Source organism: Bacillus sp. GMs2/2 (genome assembly GCF_050172095.1).
Classification (GTDB): domain Bacteria; phylum Bacillota; class Bacilli; order Bacillales; family Bacillaceae_G; genus Bacillus_A; species Bacillus_A cereus.
In genome coordinates, this window is record NZ_JBNLYE010000088.1 from 1 (window position 1) to 15,594 (window position 15,594).

Sequence of the window (15,594 nt, forward strand, 5' to 3'; positions counted from 1 at the left end):
TAATTCTCGTATTACCAACTTCACTTTTTAACGCCGGTTCACATTTTAAACTTGTACATATTTCTTTCACATCTTCTTCTAATATCTCTGTTAATACATATTTCTTTCGCCCTTTTACCTTTAATCTCATAACTGGATAAAAAGCTTTTATATCTAAATAACTTCCTACGTTCATACAACGTAGCCATTCTACATTACGTTTATTACATGCAAGTATTTCTTTGACCGCTTCATATACCGCAGTTTCATCAAGCATAGCCTTATTTACTTTTCGTTTCCCTTCTTCTTCAATAGCTGCACACTTTTGATAAACAGCAGCACACGTAATGCAATCGTCAAATGCATTATGAGAGCTTAAACGAATTCCCAGCATTCGTTTTAACGTTTCAAGTTTATGATTAGGCGCATGCTTCATGTATTTCTTTGCTAAAAATACAGTATCAATTACTTTATTTTTAGGTTCAGGCAACCCAAGCATATTTACATTACTTTTCAAAAAGCGCATATCAAAAGAAGCATTATGGGCCACAATAACATTTGTATGTAAAAATGCTAAAAATAAAGGTAACACTTCTTCAATCGTCGGTGCATCTGAAACGCGATAATTGGTAATACCTGTTAAACTCGTTATTCGGTCCGGAATTGGCCGCTCTGGATTCACGTATGAAACAAATTGATCTACTAATTCATGATTACGATATTTCACTGCTGCAACTTGAATAATTTTATCATTATAAGGGTTAAATCCTGTTGTTTCAAAATCAATTACAACATAATCTAACGGTAAGGATACATTCCCCACTCCATACACTCCTTTATCTCTAAACGTTTATATTTCTTACATCATATCATGAAGTGATTACTACTTGAAAAAGAAAAGGCAGAAATGGGAACTCTCCACCTCTACCTTTTCACCATTATTTTAATTTAGCAACTCTTTTCTCCATCTCTTTTTGCGTCATCGGCCCAATAAACTTATCTTGAATGACACCTTTTGTATCTATAAAATACGAAGTTGGAATCGTAATTACTTTATAAGCTGTTGTCACATCAATGTTCTTGTCCAATAAAATAGGAAAAGTAATTCCTTTTTCTTTAGCAAAATTGCTTACCTTCTCTTCCCCCCCACCTTTTTCTGAAGGCGTATAATTTATTGCTAAAATTTCTACGTTCTCTTTATGTTCTTTATAGAAAGCTTCCATATCCGGCATTTCTTGCTGACATGGTCCACACCACGTTGCCCAAAAGTTTACAATCACTTTCTTTCCTTTTAAATCTGATAACTTTACATTCGTTCCATCTAAATTCGTTAATGTAAAGTCTGGTGCACTCTTCCCTATTTCAATACCATTACTTGCAATCATCTCTTTCATAGCAGCTTCACTTTTTTCTTGCTTCACTTTTACCGCCTGCTCTTTATGACCAAACTGTTCATAAGCTGCATATCCCGCTAAACAAAGTAACACTACAATAATCGTAAGCTTCCGCCACATTTTATATCACCCTAACGTATTATCTTCTTTTAACACATTCATCAAAATACTATATACCTTATTTTAGCTTATACGGACAAGCTTGGGAATATTCATAATTGAAATAATTAGAATATTCTTATTAAAAGTGCAATTTTATCATATAATTAGAAAAGCAGATGAAGTGTTGCTTATCTAATTATGGACCCATTCACCTTTTTCCTCTCATAATTATAAACCTACAACAAAAGGGGATTGTTTATGAATTCATTCGAAAAAACAACATTATATATTCTTAGTTTTCTTTTATACCCAGTCGGTATTATTACATGGATCATTTCACTCTTTAGTAAAGATCTTGAAAAAAAGAAAATAGGACGTATTTGTCTCTACGTCTCTCTAGTCTCATTCGTCCTTTTCTTAATTCTTGGAATTGCCACTTTCCTTATGACTGCTACTTTTAACGTTGATCTAAATCACTCCGAATCTATCGAGTATCAACTAAATGACACTGAATAAAGATTAGAGCATTGCTCTTATCTTTATTCACATCTCTTAAAAAATGAATGACTATGTATTAATTTTTCTGGACCCTCACATGCAACAATATTTCCTTCTTTCATTATGACAATACGATCTGCTAGTACCACCCTCTCTACATCATGTGTTGCCACAATTCTCGTTACATCTCTTCCTATCCCTTCAATCATATTCCAAACCAGTTCTTGATTGCCCGGATCTAACCCAGCCGTCGGTTCATCTAAAATAATAAGAGTTGGATTTGATACAATCGCGCGCAATAATGCAAGACGTTTTCTTTCGCCTCCCGAAAACTCTTCACCGCTTTTATGTAGCACAGTTTGACTCCCTTCAGGTAACCCTCTAATAATCGGCGTTGCATTTATAAGTTCACTATTTTTTTCTAACTGATTTTCTAAACCCTCTTCCCCGAAATACATATTCTCTGTTACCGTCGTTCGGAAAAAACGTGGTTCTTGCCACACTGTAGTCATACGAGCTTCATTACCATAATAAGCAATGCTACCGTTAGATGGTTTATACAAGCCCGTTATTAACTTTAAAAGCGTTGTTTTTCCTGCACCGCTTTCTCCCACAATCATAACGAGTTCACCAGGACGAATTTGCAAATTAATATTATGAATTCTGCATTTCTCTTCGTCATTCTCCTGAAATGAAACATTTGTTATCCTGATCCCCATCGCTCTTTCTACATTGCTATCTACTGCTCGTTTATTTAAAAAGCAAAAAGCTCTATTTGCCGAAGCGACTGCAACTTGTGTCATTATTAATAAATCGCCCACATAACGGACAGGGAAAAAGAGCATCTCAATTGTCGCTAACACTGCAATGAGTGAACCAACTTCTATTTCTCCCCTCATTATTTTTTTTGCACCTATAATGAGAACAACAATATATGCTCCTGTTTCAATCACCGTTCCAACTACTCCAATGCAATGTTGCATCATCGTCTTCTTTACTTCTGATTTATACGATTGTGCCGTTACTCTTTTAAATAAGCGAATTGCCCATTTTTCTTTTTGTAAACTCCGCAAATCTTGTATCCCCTTTACAAACTGTGACACCATCTCTACAACACTTGAGTGATTTTTTTGAGAAACGCTTGCAATATCTCTTACCTTTTCTCCCATCAGTATTGGAACAATTGTACTTAAAAATAAAAACGGAGTTACCCACAATATAAACTGTATATCTATATGTTGTAGTGCTATGAAAGCTCCAATAAATTGGGCAATAGCGTGTATATATTCTATTAATATAGAGCCGTATAATCTGACCCAGTTCGGAATATCAGACACGACCAAAGTTTCTAACTCTCCTTGTTTGATTTTCTCACTCTCTTCAAACGGTAATAGGAAAAATTGGCGCAATACATCTATACGCTTCTCTCGTAATATTCGCTGACTCGCTTTTGAGCTTACATAATCAAATGAAAGATTGTTCACCCACATCAACAAACGGCTAGCTGTAAACAAAGTAATGTAAAGATACGCTCCTTTCAGCTCTCGTTGAATCAGGTTATCTACAATTAGTCCCATGAATAGTGGACGGGAGAGATTTAAAATAGCTGCAAAAAGCCCACTGCATACAGCTGCTATTACTAATATTTTTTCTTTCTGTAACGGTAACAGAATTCTTTTATATTCTTTCATGACGTTTCCTCCATTTTTCGTAGTAAAAAAGAAAGGGATGAAACCATATGGTTTCATCCCTTTCCATAAAATAAGGAAGCTAACTATTGTTAGCTTCCTTATTATTCATTTCAATTATTTAGTTCGACACTTTAGACTCTTCAATTTTCTCACGAAGAACCATTTGCAGAATACCACCGTGACGGTAGTAGTCAATTTCTACTTCACTATCGAAACGAGCTACTACTTCAAATTGTTTTTCATTGCCATCTGCATCAGTTGCAACTACTTTCACAAGATCGCGTGGTCTAACTGTTTTGTCGATTTGAATTTCAAATGACTCGTTACCAACAAGACCTAACGTTTCAGCACTTTCGCCATCTTTAAATTGAAGTGGTAGTACACCCATTAACACTAAGTTACTGCGGTGAATACGCTCAAAGCTTTCTGCAATTACTGCTTTAATACCTAGTAAGTTTGTTCCTTTCGCAGCCCAGTCACGAGAACTTCCCATACCGTAATCTTTACCAGCAACAACTAGAAGGCCTGTGCCATCTTCTTTATATTTCATAGCAGCATCATAGATAGACGTTACTTCACCTGTTGGCCAATATGTTGTATATCCGCCTTCTGTTCCTGGTGCGATTTGGTTTTTAATACGGATGTTCGCGAATGTACCACGCATCATAACTTCATGGTTACCACGACGAGAACCGTAAGAATTGAAGTCAACTGGTTGTACGCCGTTTTCTAATAAGTAGCGTCCAGCTGGTGTATGCTTACCGATTGAACCTGCTGGTGAAATGTGGTCTGTCGTTACAGAGTCACCAAATTTACCAACTACGCGTAGGCCTGATAATGTTTCAACTTCACCTGGCTCTTTAGATAATCCTTCAAAGAATGGTGGGTTTTGAATGTATGTTGAATCATTATCCCAAGTATATAACGCTTCATTTGAAGTTTGGATTTCATTCCAACGCTCATTGCTGTTAAATACTTGTGCATATTCTTTCTTGAACAGTTCAGATGTAACAACACTTTGAACTACATCTTCAATTTCTTTAGCTGATGGCCAAATATCGTTGAAGTAAACAGCATTGCCATTTGCATCTTTACCGATTTCATCATTTTTCAGGTCAATATCAACAGTACCTGCAAGTGCATATGCCACAACTAGTGGTGGTGATGCTAAGTAGTTTGCTTTTACAAGTGGGTGAATACGCCCTTCAAAGTTACGGTTACCAGATAAAACAGATGTTACTAGTAAGTCGTTTGCTGCGATTGCTTCTTCTAATTCTGGCGCTAATGGACCAGAGTTACCGATACAAGTCGTACAACCGTAACCAACTGTTTGGAAACCTAATTGATCTAAATATGTTGTTAAACCAGACTTATCTAAGTACTCTGTAACAACTTTAGATCCTGGTGCTAATGATGTTTTTACATACTCAGGTACTACAAGTCCTTTTTCAATTGCTTTCTTCGCAACTAGACCTGCTCCAATTAATACGTATGGGTTTGATGTGTTTGTACAGCTTGTAATTGCTGCGATTGCAATTGCACCTGTTTTCATCGTTACTTCTTTATCTTCTAATGTAACCTTCACTTCTTTATCGAACTCTTGCTCATTAAATCCAAGTCCTTGTGTTCCAACTGGTGCTACAACAGCTTCGTGGAACGCATCTTTCATATCTGAAAGTGGAATTAAATCTTGTGGGCGTTTCGGTCCAGAAAGGTTAGATTCGATTGTATTTAAATCAATTTCTACAAGATCAGTATAGATTGGATCTTTACTGTCTGCTGTATAGAATAAACCGTTCGCTTTACAGTATTCTTCAACAACGCGAATTTGTTCTTCATCTCTACCTGTTAAACGTAAGTATTCTAATGAAATATCATCGATTGGGAAGAATCCACAAGTTGCGCCGTATTCTGGTGCCATGTTTGAAATTGTTGCACGGTCAGCTAAAGGCATGCTCTTTAGTCCATTACCGAAGAACTCAACGAATTTACCAACTACACCTTTTTGACGTAATACTTGCGTTACTTTTAAGGCAACGTCAGTTGCTGTAGTACCACTTGGAAGTGTACCTGTTAATTTCACACCGATTACTTCAGGTACTGGGAAGTATGAAGGCTGTCCAAGCATTCCTGCTTCTGCTTCAATACCACCAACACCCCATCCAAGAACGCCGATACCGTTAATCATTGTTGTATGTGAGTCTGTTCCAACTAATGAATCTGGGTATGCAACTAAGTCACCTTCAGCATTTTTCACAGCATGAACAACTGGTGCTAAATATTCAAGGTTTACTTGGTGTACAATACCTGTAGCTGGTGGAACTGCACGATAGTTATCAAATGATTTTTGTGCCCAGCTTAAAAATTTATAACGTTCTTCATTACGTTTAAACTCTAAGTCCATGTTGAATGCAAGCGCGTCTGCCGTACCCGCTCTATCAACCTGTACAGAGTGATCAATTACAAGATCTACAGTAATTTCTGGATTGATTTTATCAGGATCTCCACCCATGTCTGCCATTGCTTTACGAAGCGAAGCCAAATCAACAACAGCTGGTACACCAGTGAAATCTTGTAAAATTACACGAGATGGTTTAAATGGAACATCGATATCTTGCACATCTTTCGTTCCCCATTTCGCTAAATTTGTAACATGCTCTTCTGTGATTACACGTCCGTCTACTTGACGAAGTACTGATTCAAGTAAAACTTTCACGGAATATGGTAATTGAGATACGTTGCCAACCCCTGCGTTTTCAAGCGCTTTCAAATCATAATAATGATACGTTTTTCCATCTACTTCAAAAGTTGCGCGTGATTGAAATGGATTATGTTTGACCATTATGTTTCCCCCCTGTTAAACATGACTAAGTTGTCTGAATATAAAATGTAGACAAACTTTTCAATACCTTACGATAATATCTTATTACAACTTTCTAAATAAGTAAATAATAAGAAACTTATAGATTATCATAAGTTTTCTTTATGTTTCTAAATTTGAATAGTGTTCATGTTCCTTATGAATACTATTACCATAAAGTAAAGTGCTCTATTAGCGCTTTCTTTACAGTTCATACATACTATGAACTGCTCATCATGCAACTTATAAAAAAAAGTTATAGAGGTGAAATAAAATGGGTAAAAGAAAAGCAAATCATACTATTTCAGGAATGAATGCGGCATCTGCACAAGGACAAGGCGCTGGTTATAACGAAGAGTTTGCAAATGAAAACTTAACTGCTGCAGAACGACAAAATAATAAGAAACGCAAAAAGAACCAGTAACGAAAAATCCCAAAAGGACCATTCACCTTTTGGGATTTTTTCTAATGTTTATAACGTAACAATTCCGAAACCGTTACAAATCGATAGCCCTGCTTTTTCAGTTCAGGTAAAATTTTTGCTAGCGCTGCTACTGTTTGACTACGATCATTTCCTCCATCATGTAACAATACGATATCGCCACTTTTAGCATTTTTCACTACATGATTTACGATAGATTCAACCCCTGGATTTGCCCAATCACGCGGGTCTTGATGCCACGACCATAGAACGGTTTGATAACCAGCTTCTTTCGCTGTTTTAAATACAGCATCGTTAATATATCCGCCAGGAGGACGGAATAGCAAAGGTTCTTTCACCCATTTTTCGAAAAATTTCTTTCCATCTAAAATATCATTTTCTAATTTTTCATCTGATGAATTACTCGCATACAAATGATTCATCGTATGATTTCCAATTTCATGTCCCTCTTTTAACACCTGTTTCACTAAATATGGATTGCGCTGCACTCGAAATCCAATCATAAAAAATGTTGCTTCTGCTTTATATTGACGTAATAAATGTAAAACTTGCGGTGTATAAGTTGGATCTGGGCCATCATCAAATGTAATGGCAATAATCTTTTCATTATTAGGTACTTCCCACGTTACATAGCCAGTTGGTTCTAGCTCTTTTCTGAGCAACATTTTCGCTTCCACTTTTTCAACTTGAAATATATGTACTGCGCATAATAAAGAAAAAACGAATAGAAAAATTTTCTGTTTTCGCATAATGTTCATTAAAGTAAGAGGTTGTCAAATACACAACAACCTCATTTACTTTTCTAATTGATCTACATGTTGCATAATATTTTGGAGATTATTTTCGTATTGCTCAAGTTGTGGGCGTTGTGTTTCCGAAGCTACTTCTAACGCATTTTGAATCTGTTCATACGCCTCCTGAACCTCTTGGCGTAACTCTTTTAAATCATGACCGTAGTTTGGATCATTTTTCACAATGTTGTTATATGCATGTTCTGCTTGTGTAACTCCTTGCTGCGCTGCTTGAAAAGCTTGCTGTTTATCTTTATGATATGGCATTATATAATCCCCTTTCCATAATAGTTAGTCCCAATTATCTTTACCTTTTTTTCTAAAAACATTCTCGTATAAATTTGCAAACTTCTCTCATTCTAAAGAGAAAGAGGAGGTGTCACATACAATGAGCAAAAACAATCGTGAAGCAAAAGAAAAAAAGGGACAACCTGAACCATTAAGCGGATCTCATAAAGTAAAAAACCGTAACCATTCACGCCAAAAACATCATGCACATCATGATATGTAAAACAAAAGGTTCACAATAGCTGCCTTTACCACATACAATGTTTATATTTTTCCATTTATTCTTCACCCCTACTTCATTCATGCATAACATAGTATGAATTGAGATTTTACGGAGGGTGTCTTACATGGGCAAGAAAAAGAAGGATTGTCTTTTTCATGTTGATGGTTTCGAAGAATGGATGGATCAGTTTTGTTCTGACTCTTGTAGTAACTTTAGTTTCCCAAATCAAATTCATATTGACCTTTGCGAAACTGAACAAGAATACATTTTGGAAACAGATGTACCAAATGCCAATGAACAAAATGTTGTCATTAAAAAGATGGAGACAGGCCTAAACATTTGCATACTTCATAAAAACATTTCTTTGCAGCGAACTATTCCTTTACCCGCTAATGTTATTTATAAGAAGATGCTAGCCTGCTTAGAGAATGGTTTTTTGGCCATTCATATTTCCAAAAATGAAGTTGCTGATAAACATGAAAAGAAAGTTCTTTTTTCAAATTAAGAGTTAATATAATACAAACATAAGCCCCAGTTGGTTACTGGGGCTTATGTTATTTCGCATGCATCTCTATATTAGAATTTCTATCATATCTTTTTTTCGATAAACCTTTTGTAACTAAAAGCACAGGAAATGCCACAGTTGAAAATATAGCTAGTGCTGAAAATACTGCAAACCCATTTTGGTACCCGTAGTAATCGAGAAGTACTCCTCCAAACCACGGACCTATTACTGCTCCAATTCCCGAAAAACCCATCGCACCGAAGTATGTTCCTTTTAGATGCGCAACAGCAATATCATCAATAAATACATCCGTCATTGAAAACATTAAGACTTCTCCAATTGTAAAAATAATTGTACAAACGGCAGCACCTAGCAGAGATTCTACTACTCCAAATCCAAATAATCCTCCGCTCACAAATAAAGTTCCCACCATAATGGATACTAACGGTGTATACTTTTTACAAATTTGAATAACAGGGTATTGAATTACGACTACAACAATCGCATTTAAAGCTAGCATATATGAAAATAATTTCACTCCATCCTGAAATATATGTGCATTTGCAAAATATTGAGATACTGTTGTCGTTAAATGAGAAAAACCACAATTACTCAAAATAATACCAACTAGTGCAACTAAAAATACGACATCCTTTCGCAAAATACGAATTGCCTTTAACATTGTGACAGGCTTTTCTGTATTTACTTTCTTTTTTTCAATCGGATACTTCTTAAATTGGAACGCTAATATAGCTGTATATAAAATGTATACTCCAGCTGCTACTAAAAATGGAATTGTTGATTTTGCGCTTCCAATCTGTAACCCGACAAGTGGGCCAATCGCTACTCCAACATTGATTGCACCGTAACGCAAATTATATACGAGTAAACGATACTCAGGTTTCGTTAAATCTGATAATAACGCTCTTGATGTTGGCTCAAAAAATGACCTACATAATCCATTCAAAGCATTTAATAAAAAGAAACTTAAAACATGATCTGCAAGTGAAAAACCAATGAATACAAAGACCCAAACGATCATGGACCATATTATAATCATATTTCGACCGAATCGATCTGATAAATTCCCTCCGATAAAACTAGCAAACACTCCAACAAGTGCACTCGTTCCGATAATAGCACCTGTCATTCCAGCTGATACACCTTTCACAGTCGTTAAATAAATTGCTAAAAAAGGAATACTCATTGACGTGGCGAACCTCGCAAATAAAGTCCCTATTATAATTGTCATTCCTAACGGATGAATATTTTGCAACTTCCCCTTCATCTTAAAAACCTACTCTCCCTGTTCTTACATAAAAAAAGAAAGCAAAGGATCTGCTTTCTTTTCCCTTTTTATACTTGCGCTGTTGATACCCGCGCTGTTCTCGTTATATCCATATCTATGCCATATGTAAACTGTAATTCTTTACAAACATCTTTAATTAATATTGCAACATTATATTTCTCATTAAATTGTAAAACGATGTTCTCCACTTCTTCATATGTATACTTATATTCGCCTGTAATGACACTTTTTAGATCAAAGCATTCGTTAATACAAAGTTGTACAAGTAGCTGGTCATATTTCTCTATTACATCTTCTTTCTTCCAAAGTAACTCTTTTACATATAACCGATCAAACTTCACACTTTCTCGATTACAATCCGTTAAAATCCGGGTCATTTCATTTAATTCTCGATACAATTCAGAAATATTTTTGCTTAAACTAAGCAGTTTATCTACGCCATTTTCATATAACATATTTATTCCACCCCCGCATTTTCTTCTTATTATAGCAAGAAAATTCTAAAAATAGTTTCTTTCTTCTGAAATATTAGGAAACTAATTTCAATTGCTTTACAATGAAACTAGTTAATGCGAGAGGAGAAAGAAAATTGGAGCACAAATTATATTACACTGACGCTTATAAGCAAGAATTTACTACTAAAATTATAAAGCAAGATTATGATAAAGACGGTAACTTATACGTTGTTTTAAACGAAACCGCATTTTATCCGACTGGTGGCGGACAACCACATGACACTGGAACTTTAAATGGTATTGCTGTACTTGATGTTGAAGAAGTCGACGAAGAAATCCGCCACTTCATTGCAGAACAATTACACACAAAAGACGTAGAAGGTAAAATCAATTGGGAGCGCCGGTTTGATCATATGCAGCAACATGCAGCTCAGCACATTTTATCTGCTGCTTTTTGGGACTATTTCAACATACCTACGATTGGATTCCATCTTGGAAAAGAAACGATAACAATTGATTTAGAAACAGAAAATCTGCATGCAGAAACGGTTGAAAAGGCAGTACAAATTGCCAATAAAATCGTTTTTGAAAACCACCCAATCCGTATAGAGTGGATGAACTTAGAAGAAGCAAAAACATTACCTCTTCGTAAAGAACCAACTATGACAGAGAATATACGTGTTGTTATTATCGAAAATTACGACTACAATGGCTGTGGTGGAACCCATCCGAAATGCACTGGTGAAGTTGGTCCTATTCAAGTACTAGGATGGGAGCGCAATAAAGGTGGTATACGCTTAACCTTTATCGCTGGTTGGCGTACACTTAAATTAATGGGGCAACAGCAACAAATTATGAAAGATGTTTCCAAACAATTAAACAGTAGCGAAACTGATATCCCAGCAAAAGTAGCACAGCTTCTTACCTCTCAAAAGGAAAACGAAAAAACAATACAAACAATGAATGAAAAATTATTATTTGCAGAGGCAAATGAATTACTGCAACAGCCCACCGAAATACATGCTGGGTTACTTATTTCTAAAGCATTTACAGATCGTTCTATGCAAGAAATTGCAAAACTATCAGCTATCATTACAGAACAACAAGAGCATGCAATTACGTATTTCGTCATCGAAAATGATGACAAACTACAATGTATTCTCGCTTGCGGAAAAACAGTAACGCTCGATATGAATGCTCTTTTAAAAGATGCTCTTCCTGCAATTGAAGGAAAAGGTGGCGGAAATAAAAAGAGTGCACGCGGCGGCGGAAAAGCGGTGATGAACGGGGACGAGTTTTTAAATCAGCTTGTCTCTTCTTTACAGTCAGCAGTGTAAAACATGTTTATGAAGGATAGCTAACGGCTATCCTTCAACTATATTTACAGGCCTATATGTTGTTTCAACCCTTGATAACTTCCTGCATTTGCAAAACTGCCACTTATAAGATTGATAAAAGTTTCCGAAAAACCATAATAACTTAATTCGTTAATCGGTACCATTTGCACATCATGAATCGGATTATGATCGAACTCGTTAGAAGGTAGTGTAATTTCACCTTCAATCCTTTCAAGCAGAAACGTAATATGTAACAAAGATGGACTAGCATCTGGTTTATCACAAACATAGAGTAGCTTCTTAATTTTAACTTCTAATCCCGTTTCTTCTCTCATTTCTCGAATCATCGCTTCTTCTAACGTTTCACCATTCTCTACCCTTCCTCCAGGTAAAGACCAATCGCGATTAGCCACTTTTTGCTTTACTAGCAATACTTTTTCATCTTCAATTAAAATTCCCGTAACACGAACTTGCATTACATTTTCCATATGTAATCTCCTCTTCCTGTTATATTTACAAATTAATCCTTCCACAAAGAGAACATACGTTTTATAATTAAAGAAAATTATGGAAGAAAGAAGTTGTTATATTCATGCGTCCACCTTTAACAAAATCTATATCACTTGAAGATTTTCAAAACTATTATTGGTTAAAAGCAGAACTGCAAACATTTTGTCGCGAGCATGGTTTGCCAGCTAGTGGCTCTAAGACCGAAATAACCGAGCGTATCTCACATTATTTAACTACGGGGAAAGTCTTAAAAAACAGCTCTGTGCAAAAAATGAGCAAAGCTCCCCTCTCTTATAAAGACCTTTCTCTTCAAACGATTATTACTAAAAATCACCGCTGTAGCGAAGATGTTCGTGCTTTTTTCAAAGAAAAAATCGGAACAAACTTCCGCTTTACAGTAGCTCTTCAAAAGTTTTTTAAAGAGAATGTTGGAAAAACATATGAAGACGCGATAACATTTTGGTATGAAGAAAATGAACGAAAAAAAGATCCTACTTATAAAACAACGATCAGCGCGCAATTTGAATACAATCGCTTTACTCGGGACTTTTTCGAAGATCCAAATAACAAAGGCAGATCAAAAGCTGATGCTATCGCTGCTTGGAATGAAATAAAAACAAAACCTGGTAGCAATGCTTATGTTCCTCAAAAAGTAGAAAACTAGAGTGAATTCATTAAAAATCAAATTCTAAAACAAATTTTAAATTTACTCCTAGGACATTATATATATGTTTTAGGAGCGAATATACAATATAACTAATCATACAAATCGATTTATCCGGTGCACTATCCTTCCCTTTCTTCATTTTCTCATCACATATCTTCTCTAATACCTTAAGTCCTTTATCTTCTCCAAACTTTTTCTCCTCCAATGACGAAGAGAAGTATTTATTCTCCATTTGTATGCTCCTTATTAGCAAATACAGCTTCTAAAATTAAGGACATAATCCTATATAGCAACAACATACAAGCATACTCATAAACAACAACATATATTTAAATATACCTTTATATGAAAGGCTGGGATATACCATGAATAAAGTTATTTGTTGCACTCCATCAGCAATAATAAAAGATAAAATTTGCATTCCTTGGTCTATCACAGGTGGAGAGATGGGAATACAGACTATATATACTAACAATTTGTTAAATCATATTTCTTCAACTGGATATATCAAATACGAGACCGGTGTTCAAGAAATAGGTGTTACTTTCTTTCAAGATACAAATGTCTTAAACTCAATCATAATTCAACCTGGAAGTGTCAGTAATTTTACTATGAAAAATTTTACTAGTATCCAAATAACAACTGGATTTGGTCTACATCAAGGTGAATTTTGCATCACGGTTTCATATCAATTTTAAACAATAAAACATTTAAACTTCATATTATGCTCTACATTTGGTAAGGTAGTTTGAAATAAGCTAGATGCAAACGAATAAGCCTGCCCTACATTTCAAATATTCTAATCTTCTATTTTCTCAAATATTAGCGCCAGTCCTATCCCACCCCCAATTCCTAACGTTGCAATTCCATATTTCATATGCCCTCTTTGCGCCTGATAAAATAAACGTGTTACAAGCATAGCCCCAGATGCACCGTACGGATGGCCGAGTGCAATTGCCCCACCATTTACATTTAATTTTTCATACGGAATTTGTAACTCTTTTGCACAAGCAACAACTTTTGAAGCGAATGCTTCATTTATTTCAAAATAATCGATGTCCTCTATTATTAAATTCATTTCATTTAATAATTTGTTCACCGCAAATATCGGACCAGTTCCTGGAAGATTTGGATTCACTCCCACTACAGCACTACGAACGAAACGAAGGACAGGTTTATAACCTAACTTTAGGGCTTGTCCCTCTTCCATTACAAGAACAGCACATGCCCCATCATTTACACCACATGAATTACCTGCCGTCACTGTTCCATTTTGTAAAAATGCGGGTTTTGTTCTTTTAATGATTCGTTCAAAATTCATTTCTGGCTTTATAGACTCATCTAATAATCCATTAAAAGAAAATATTTCATCATGTATATACCCTTTTTCTAACGCTTGCAGTGTCCGCTTATAACTAAGACAAGCGTACTCGTCTTGCATTTCTCTCGTTATGTTATAACGCTCCGCAACATATTCAGCCGCTACTCCCATGTCAGGATCACCAATTGTTTCAGGTGAAAATCTTGCTCTTTTTTGAAAAGGTGACGTACTTGTACTCTCTACTCCTCCGGCGATATAGCACTTACCTGCCCCGCCTTGAATGAGATGACACGCAGTTCGAATTGCTTCTAAACCAGCACCACATTGCCGATCAATCGTTACACCAGGAATATGATAGCCAAGTCCTGCCGCTAAAGCAGATAGTCTCGCAACATTCCCTCCTGGCCCAACAACATTACCTAATATAACATCGTCTATCTCTCTCTCAATTCCTCTACTTAAAAACGTAAGAAGCGGCGTTGCTAATTGCTGGACTTCATACTCTTTTAACATCCCATTCTTCTTACCGATAGGTGTTCTTTTCGCCTCTACAATAACTGCTCTATTCATATATTTTCTCCCTGTTTTCAATCATACTTTTTGCTTCCATACGAGCGATTTTCCCACTATTTGTATAAGGTATTCTATCTACAAAATGCCATTCTTTCGGTATTTTAAACGAGGATAATCGTTGTAAGCAAAAACTCTTTAATTGTTGTTTCGTAGCACTTCCTTTTACGATCGCGACGGGCTTTTCACCCCAGTAACTATCTTTCACACCAATTACAACTATTTCATCAACAGCTGGGTGTTCATGTAATACACTTTCTATTTCTTCTGGATAAATATTGATTCCTCCAAATAAAATCATATTCTTCTCTCTACCAACAATATATATAAAGCCTTCTTCATCTTCATAGCCTACATCTCGCACTGTCATCCAGCCTTCTGCATTCAACTCCTGTGTTAAACCCCCATCTATTATGTATCCCATAAAAAACTGATCACTGTTCACATAAACAGTTCCTATCTCGCCTTTTTGTACTTCTTCGCCTGCTTCATTACATATTAGAACTTGCACATTATGACAAGGTTTTCCTACTGAATTTGGCCTTCTTTCGCTTTCTGCATCGACTAGTGCTGTTACAAAACTTAACTCTGATGCACCATAAAATTCATATCTTTTCGCATAAGGAAATATATTCTTTATTTTTTCTTTCGC

General features: G+C 35.8%; 19 protein-coding genes. 7 read left to right on the top strand and 12 right to left on the bottom strand.

The features are described from left to right. Positions 1–802 (bottom strand): 3'-5' exonuclease (locus ACQGS6_RS13270; protein WP_426965213.1); only part of this gene is annotated, 802 nt, incomplete at its 3' end. Between the two features lie 115 nt (positions 803–917). Then, positions 918–1,493, bottom strand: a complete 576-nt coding sequence (locus ACQGS6_RS13275; RefSeq protein ID WP_074624861.1) for a TlpA family protein disulfide reductase — start codon at positions 1,491–1,493, stop codon at positions 918–920. A gap of 240 nt (positions 1,494–1,733) precedes the next feature. On the opposite strand from ACQGS6_RS13275, the gene ACQGS6_RS13280 reads away from it, so the two are divergent. Continuing rightward, complete coding sequence (locus tag ACQGS6_RS13280) at positions 1,734–1,991, top strand: hypothetical protein (protein WP_001083887.1); 258 nt, start codon at positions 1,734–1,736, stop codon at positions 1,989–1,991. Positions 1,992–2,014: 23 nt separating this feature from the next. Here the strand turns inward: ACQGS6_RS13280 and ACQGS6_RS13285 are convergent, their stop codons facing one another. Both ACQGS6_RS13285 and acnA read right to left on the bottom strand, forming a co-directional pair. After that, the gene (locus tag ACQGS6_RS13285; protein ID WP_426965214.1) at positions 2,015–3,664 is read right to left on the bottom strand and encodes an ABC transporter ATP-binding protein; all 1,650 of its coding nucleotides are present in this window, start codon (positions 3,662–3,664) and stop codon (positions 2,015–2,017) included. A gap of 118 nt (positions 3,665–3,782) precedes the next feature. Then, on the bottom strand, positions 3,783–6,506 hold the full coding sequence (gene acnA, locus ACQGS6_RS13290; RefSeq protein WP_000238557.1) for an aconitate hydratase AcnA: 2,724 nt from the start codon (positions 6,504–6,506) through the stop codon (positions 3,783–3,785). A gap of 292 nt (positions 6,507–6,798) precedes the next feature. Here acnA and sspO point away from each other — a divergent pair, with 292 nt between their 5' ends. After that, complete coding sequence (sspO, locus tag ACQGS6_RS13295; RefSeq protein WP_000518051.1) at positions 6,799–6,948, top strand: acid-soluble spore protein SspO; 150 nt, start codon at positions 6,799–6,801, stop codon at positions 6,946–6,948. A gap of 41 nt (positions 6,949–6,989) precedes the next feature. On the opposite strand, the gene pdaB is transcribed toward sspO, so the two are convergent. Continuing rightward, entirely contained in the window at positions 6,990–7,715 is a 726-nt protein-coding gene (gene pdaB, locus ACQGS6_RS13300; RefSeq protein WP_030027157.1) for a polysaccharide deacetylase family sporulation protein PdaB, read from the bottom strand. 45 nt (positions 7,716–7,760) lie between these two features. After that, positions 7,761–8,024, bottom strand: a complete 264-nt coding sequence (locus tag ACQGS6_RS13305; RefSeq protein WP_001146293.1) for a hypothetical protein — start codon at positions 8,022–8,024, stop codon at positions 7,761–7,763. A gap of 121 nt (positions 8,025–8,145) precedes the next feature. Between ACQGS6_RS13305 and ACQGS6_RS13310 the strand changes: the two genes are divergently transcribed. Then, positions 8,146–8,268, top strand: a complete 123-nt coding sequence (locus ACQGS6_RS13310; RefSeq protein ID WP_000042141.1) for a small acid-soluble spore protein P — start codon at positions 8,146–8,148, stop codon at positions 8,266–8,268. 124 nt (positions 8,269–8,392) lie between these two features. Next, a complete protein-coding gene (locus tag ACQGS6_RS13315; RefSeq protein ID WP_000516730.1) occupies positions 8,393–8,773 on the top strand; it encodes an Hsp20/alpha crystallin family protein in 381 nt (126 codons plus the stop codon). A gap of 49 nt (positions 8,774–8,822) precedes the next feature. Here the strand turns inward: ACQGS6_RS13315 and ACQGS6_RS13320 are convergent, their stop codons facing one another. Together ACQGS6_RS13320 and ACQGS6_RS13325 are read right to left on the bottom strand one after the other, a co-directional pair. Then, positions 8,823–10,061 (bottom strand): MDR family MFS transporter, encoded by a 1,239-nt coding sequence (locus tag ACQGS6_RS13320; RefSeq protein ID WP_000676829.1) that lies wholly within the window; start codon positions 10,059–10,061, stop codon positions 8,823–8,825. Positions 10,062–10,129: 68 nt separating this feature from the next. Further along, positions 10,130–10,537 (bottom strand): hypothetical protein, encoded by a 408-nt coding sequence (locus ACQGS6_RS13325; protein ID WP_000965133.1) that lies wholly within the window; start codon positions 10,535–10,537, stop codon positions 10,130–10,132. Positions 10,538–10,671: 134 nt separating this feature from the next. Here ACQGS6_RS13325 and ACQGS6_RS13330 point away from each other — a divergent pair, with 134 nt between their 5' ends. Continuing rightward, on the top strand, positions 10,672–11,874 hold the full coding sequence (locus ACQGS6_RS13330) for an alanyl-tRNA editing protein (protein WP_178379405.1): 1,203 nt from the start codon (positions 10,672–10,674) through the stop codon (positions 11,872–11,874). Between the two features lie 44 nt (positions 11,875–11,918). On the opposite strand, the gene ACQGS6_RS13335 is transcribed toward ACQGS6_RS13330, so the two are convergent. Continuing rightward, a complete protein-coding gene (locus ACQGS6_RS13335) occupies positions 11,919–12,362 on the bottom strand; it encodes an NUDIX hydrolase (protein ID WP_000432563.1) in 444 nt (147 codons plus the stop codon). Positions 12,363–12,466: 104 nt separating this feature from the next. Here ACQGS6_RS13335 and ACQGS6_RS13340 point away from each other — a divergent pair, with 104 nt between their 5' ends. Continuing rightward, positions 12,467–13,048 (top strand): DUF6434 domain-containing protein, encoded by a 582-nt coding sequence (locus tag ACQGS6_RS13340; protein ID WP_001247743.1) that lies wholly within the window; start codon positions 12,467–12,469, stop codon positions 13,046–13,048. 10 nt (positions 13,049–13,058) lie between these two features. Here the strand turns inward: ACQGS6_RS13340 and ACQGS6_RS13345 are convergent, their stop codons facing one another. Next, entirely contained in the window at positions 13,059–13,283 is a 225-nt protein-coding gene (locus tag ACQGS6_RS13345; protein WP_000428982.1) for a hypothetical protein, read from the bottom strand. 133 nt (positions 13,284–13,416) lie between these two features. On the opposite strand from ACQGS6_RS13345, the gene ACQGS6_RS13350 reads away from it, so the two are divergent. Continuing rightward, positions 13,417–13,749 carry a DUF3992 domain-containing protein gene (locus ACQGS6_RS13350; protein WP_009326626.1) on the top strand — a complete coding sequence of 111 codons (333 nt, stop codon included), beginning with the start codon at positions 13,417–13,419 and terminating at the stop codon, positions 13,747–13,749. 101 nt (positions 13,750–13,850) lie between these two features. Here ACQGS6_RS13350 and ACQGS6_RS13355 read toward each other — a convergent pair whose 3' ends face one another. Together ACQGS6_RS13355 and ACQGS6_RS13360 are read right to left on the bottom strand one after the other, a co-directional pair. After that, the gene (locus ACQGS6_RS13355; protein WP_074624858.1) at positions 13,851–14,942 is read right to left on the bottom strand and encodes an acetyl-CoA C-acyltransferase; all 1,092 of its coding nucleotides are present in this window, start codon (positions 14,940–14,942) and stop codon (positions 13,851–13,853) included. Next, positions 14,935–15,594 (bottom strand): AMP-binding enzyme (locus ACQGS6_RS13360; RefSeq protein ID WP_426965215.1); only part of this gene is annotated, 660 nt, incomplete at its 5' end. The genes ACQGS6_RS13360 and ACQGS6_RS13355, both read right to left, overlap by 8 nt.

Excerpts from the sequence above, each read along its gene's own strand:
- ACQGS6_RS13275 (WP_074624861.1), bottom strand. The coding sequence starts at position 1,493 with ATGTGGCGGAAGCTTACGATTATTGTAGTGTTACTTTGTTTAGCGGGA.
- ACQGS6_RS13280 (WP_001083887.1), top strand. The coding sequence starts at position 1,734 with ATGAATTCATTCGAAAAAACAACATTATATATTCTTAGTTTTCTTTTA.
- ACQGS6_RS13285 (WP_426965214.1), bottom strand. The coding sequence starts at position 3,664 with ATGAAAGAATATAAAAGAATTCTGTTACCGTTACAGAAAGAAAAAATA.
- acnA (WP_000238557.1), bottom strand. The coding sequence starts at position 6,506 with ATGGTCAAACATAATCCATTTCAATCACGCGCAACTTTTGAAGTAGAT.
- sspO (WP_000518051.1), top strand. The coding sequence starts at position 6,799 with ATGGGTAAAAGAAAAGCAAATCATACTATTTCAGGAATGAATGCGGCA.
- pdaB (WP_030027157.1), bottom strand. The coding sequence starts at position 7,715 with ATGCGAAAACAGAAAATTTTTCTATTCGTTTTTTCTTTATTATGCGCA.
- ACQGS6_RS13305 (WP_001146293.1), bottom strand. The coding sequence starts at position 8,024 with ATGCCATATCATAAAGATAAACAGCAAGCTTTTCAAGCAGCGCAGCAA.
- ACQGS6_RS13310 (WP_000042141.1), top strand. The coding sequence starts at position 8,146 with ATGAGCAAAAACAATCGTGAAGCAAAAGAAAAAAAGGGACAACCTGAA.
- ACQGS6_RS13315 (WP_000516730.1), top strand. The coding sequence starts at position 8,393 with ATGGGCAAGAAAAAGAAGGATTGTCTTTTTCATGTTGATGGTTTCGAA.
- ACQGS6_RS13320 (WP_000676829.1), bottom strand. The coding sequence starts at position 10,061 with ATGAAGGGGAAGTTGCAAAATATTCATCCGTTAGGAATGACAATTATA.
- ACQGS6_RS13325 (WP_000965133.1), bottom strand. The coding sequence starts at position 10,537 with ATGTTATATGAAAATGGCGTAGATAAACTGCTTAGTTTAAGCAAAAAT.
- ACQGS6_RS13335 (WP_000432563.1), bottom strand. The coding sequence starts at position 12,362 with ATGGAAAATGTAATGCAAGTTCGTGTTACGGGAATTTTAATTGAAGAT.
- ACQGS6_RS13340 (WP_001247743.1), top strand. The coding sequence starts at position 12,467 with ATGCGTCCACCTTTAACAAAATCTATATCACTTGAAGATTTTCAAAAC.
- ACQGS6_RS13345 (WP_000428982.1), bottom strand. The coding sequence starts at position 13,283 with ATGGAGAATAAATACTTCTCTTCGTCATTGGAGGAGAAAAAGTTTGGA.
- ACQGS6_RS13350 (WP_009326626.1), top strand. The coding sequence starts at position 13,417 with ATGAATAAAGTTATTTGTTGCACTCCATCAGCAATAATAAAAGATAAA.
- ACQGS6_RS13355 (WP_074624858.1), bottom strand. The coding sequence starts at position 14,942 with ATGAATAGAGCAGTTATTGTAGAGGCGAAAAGAACACCTATCGGTAAG.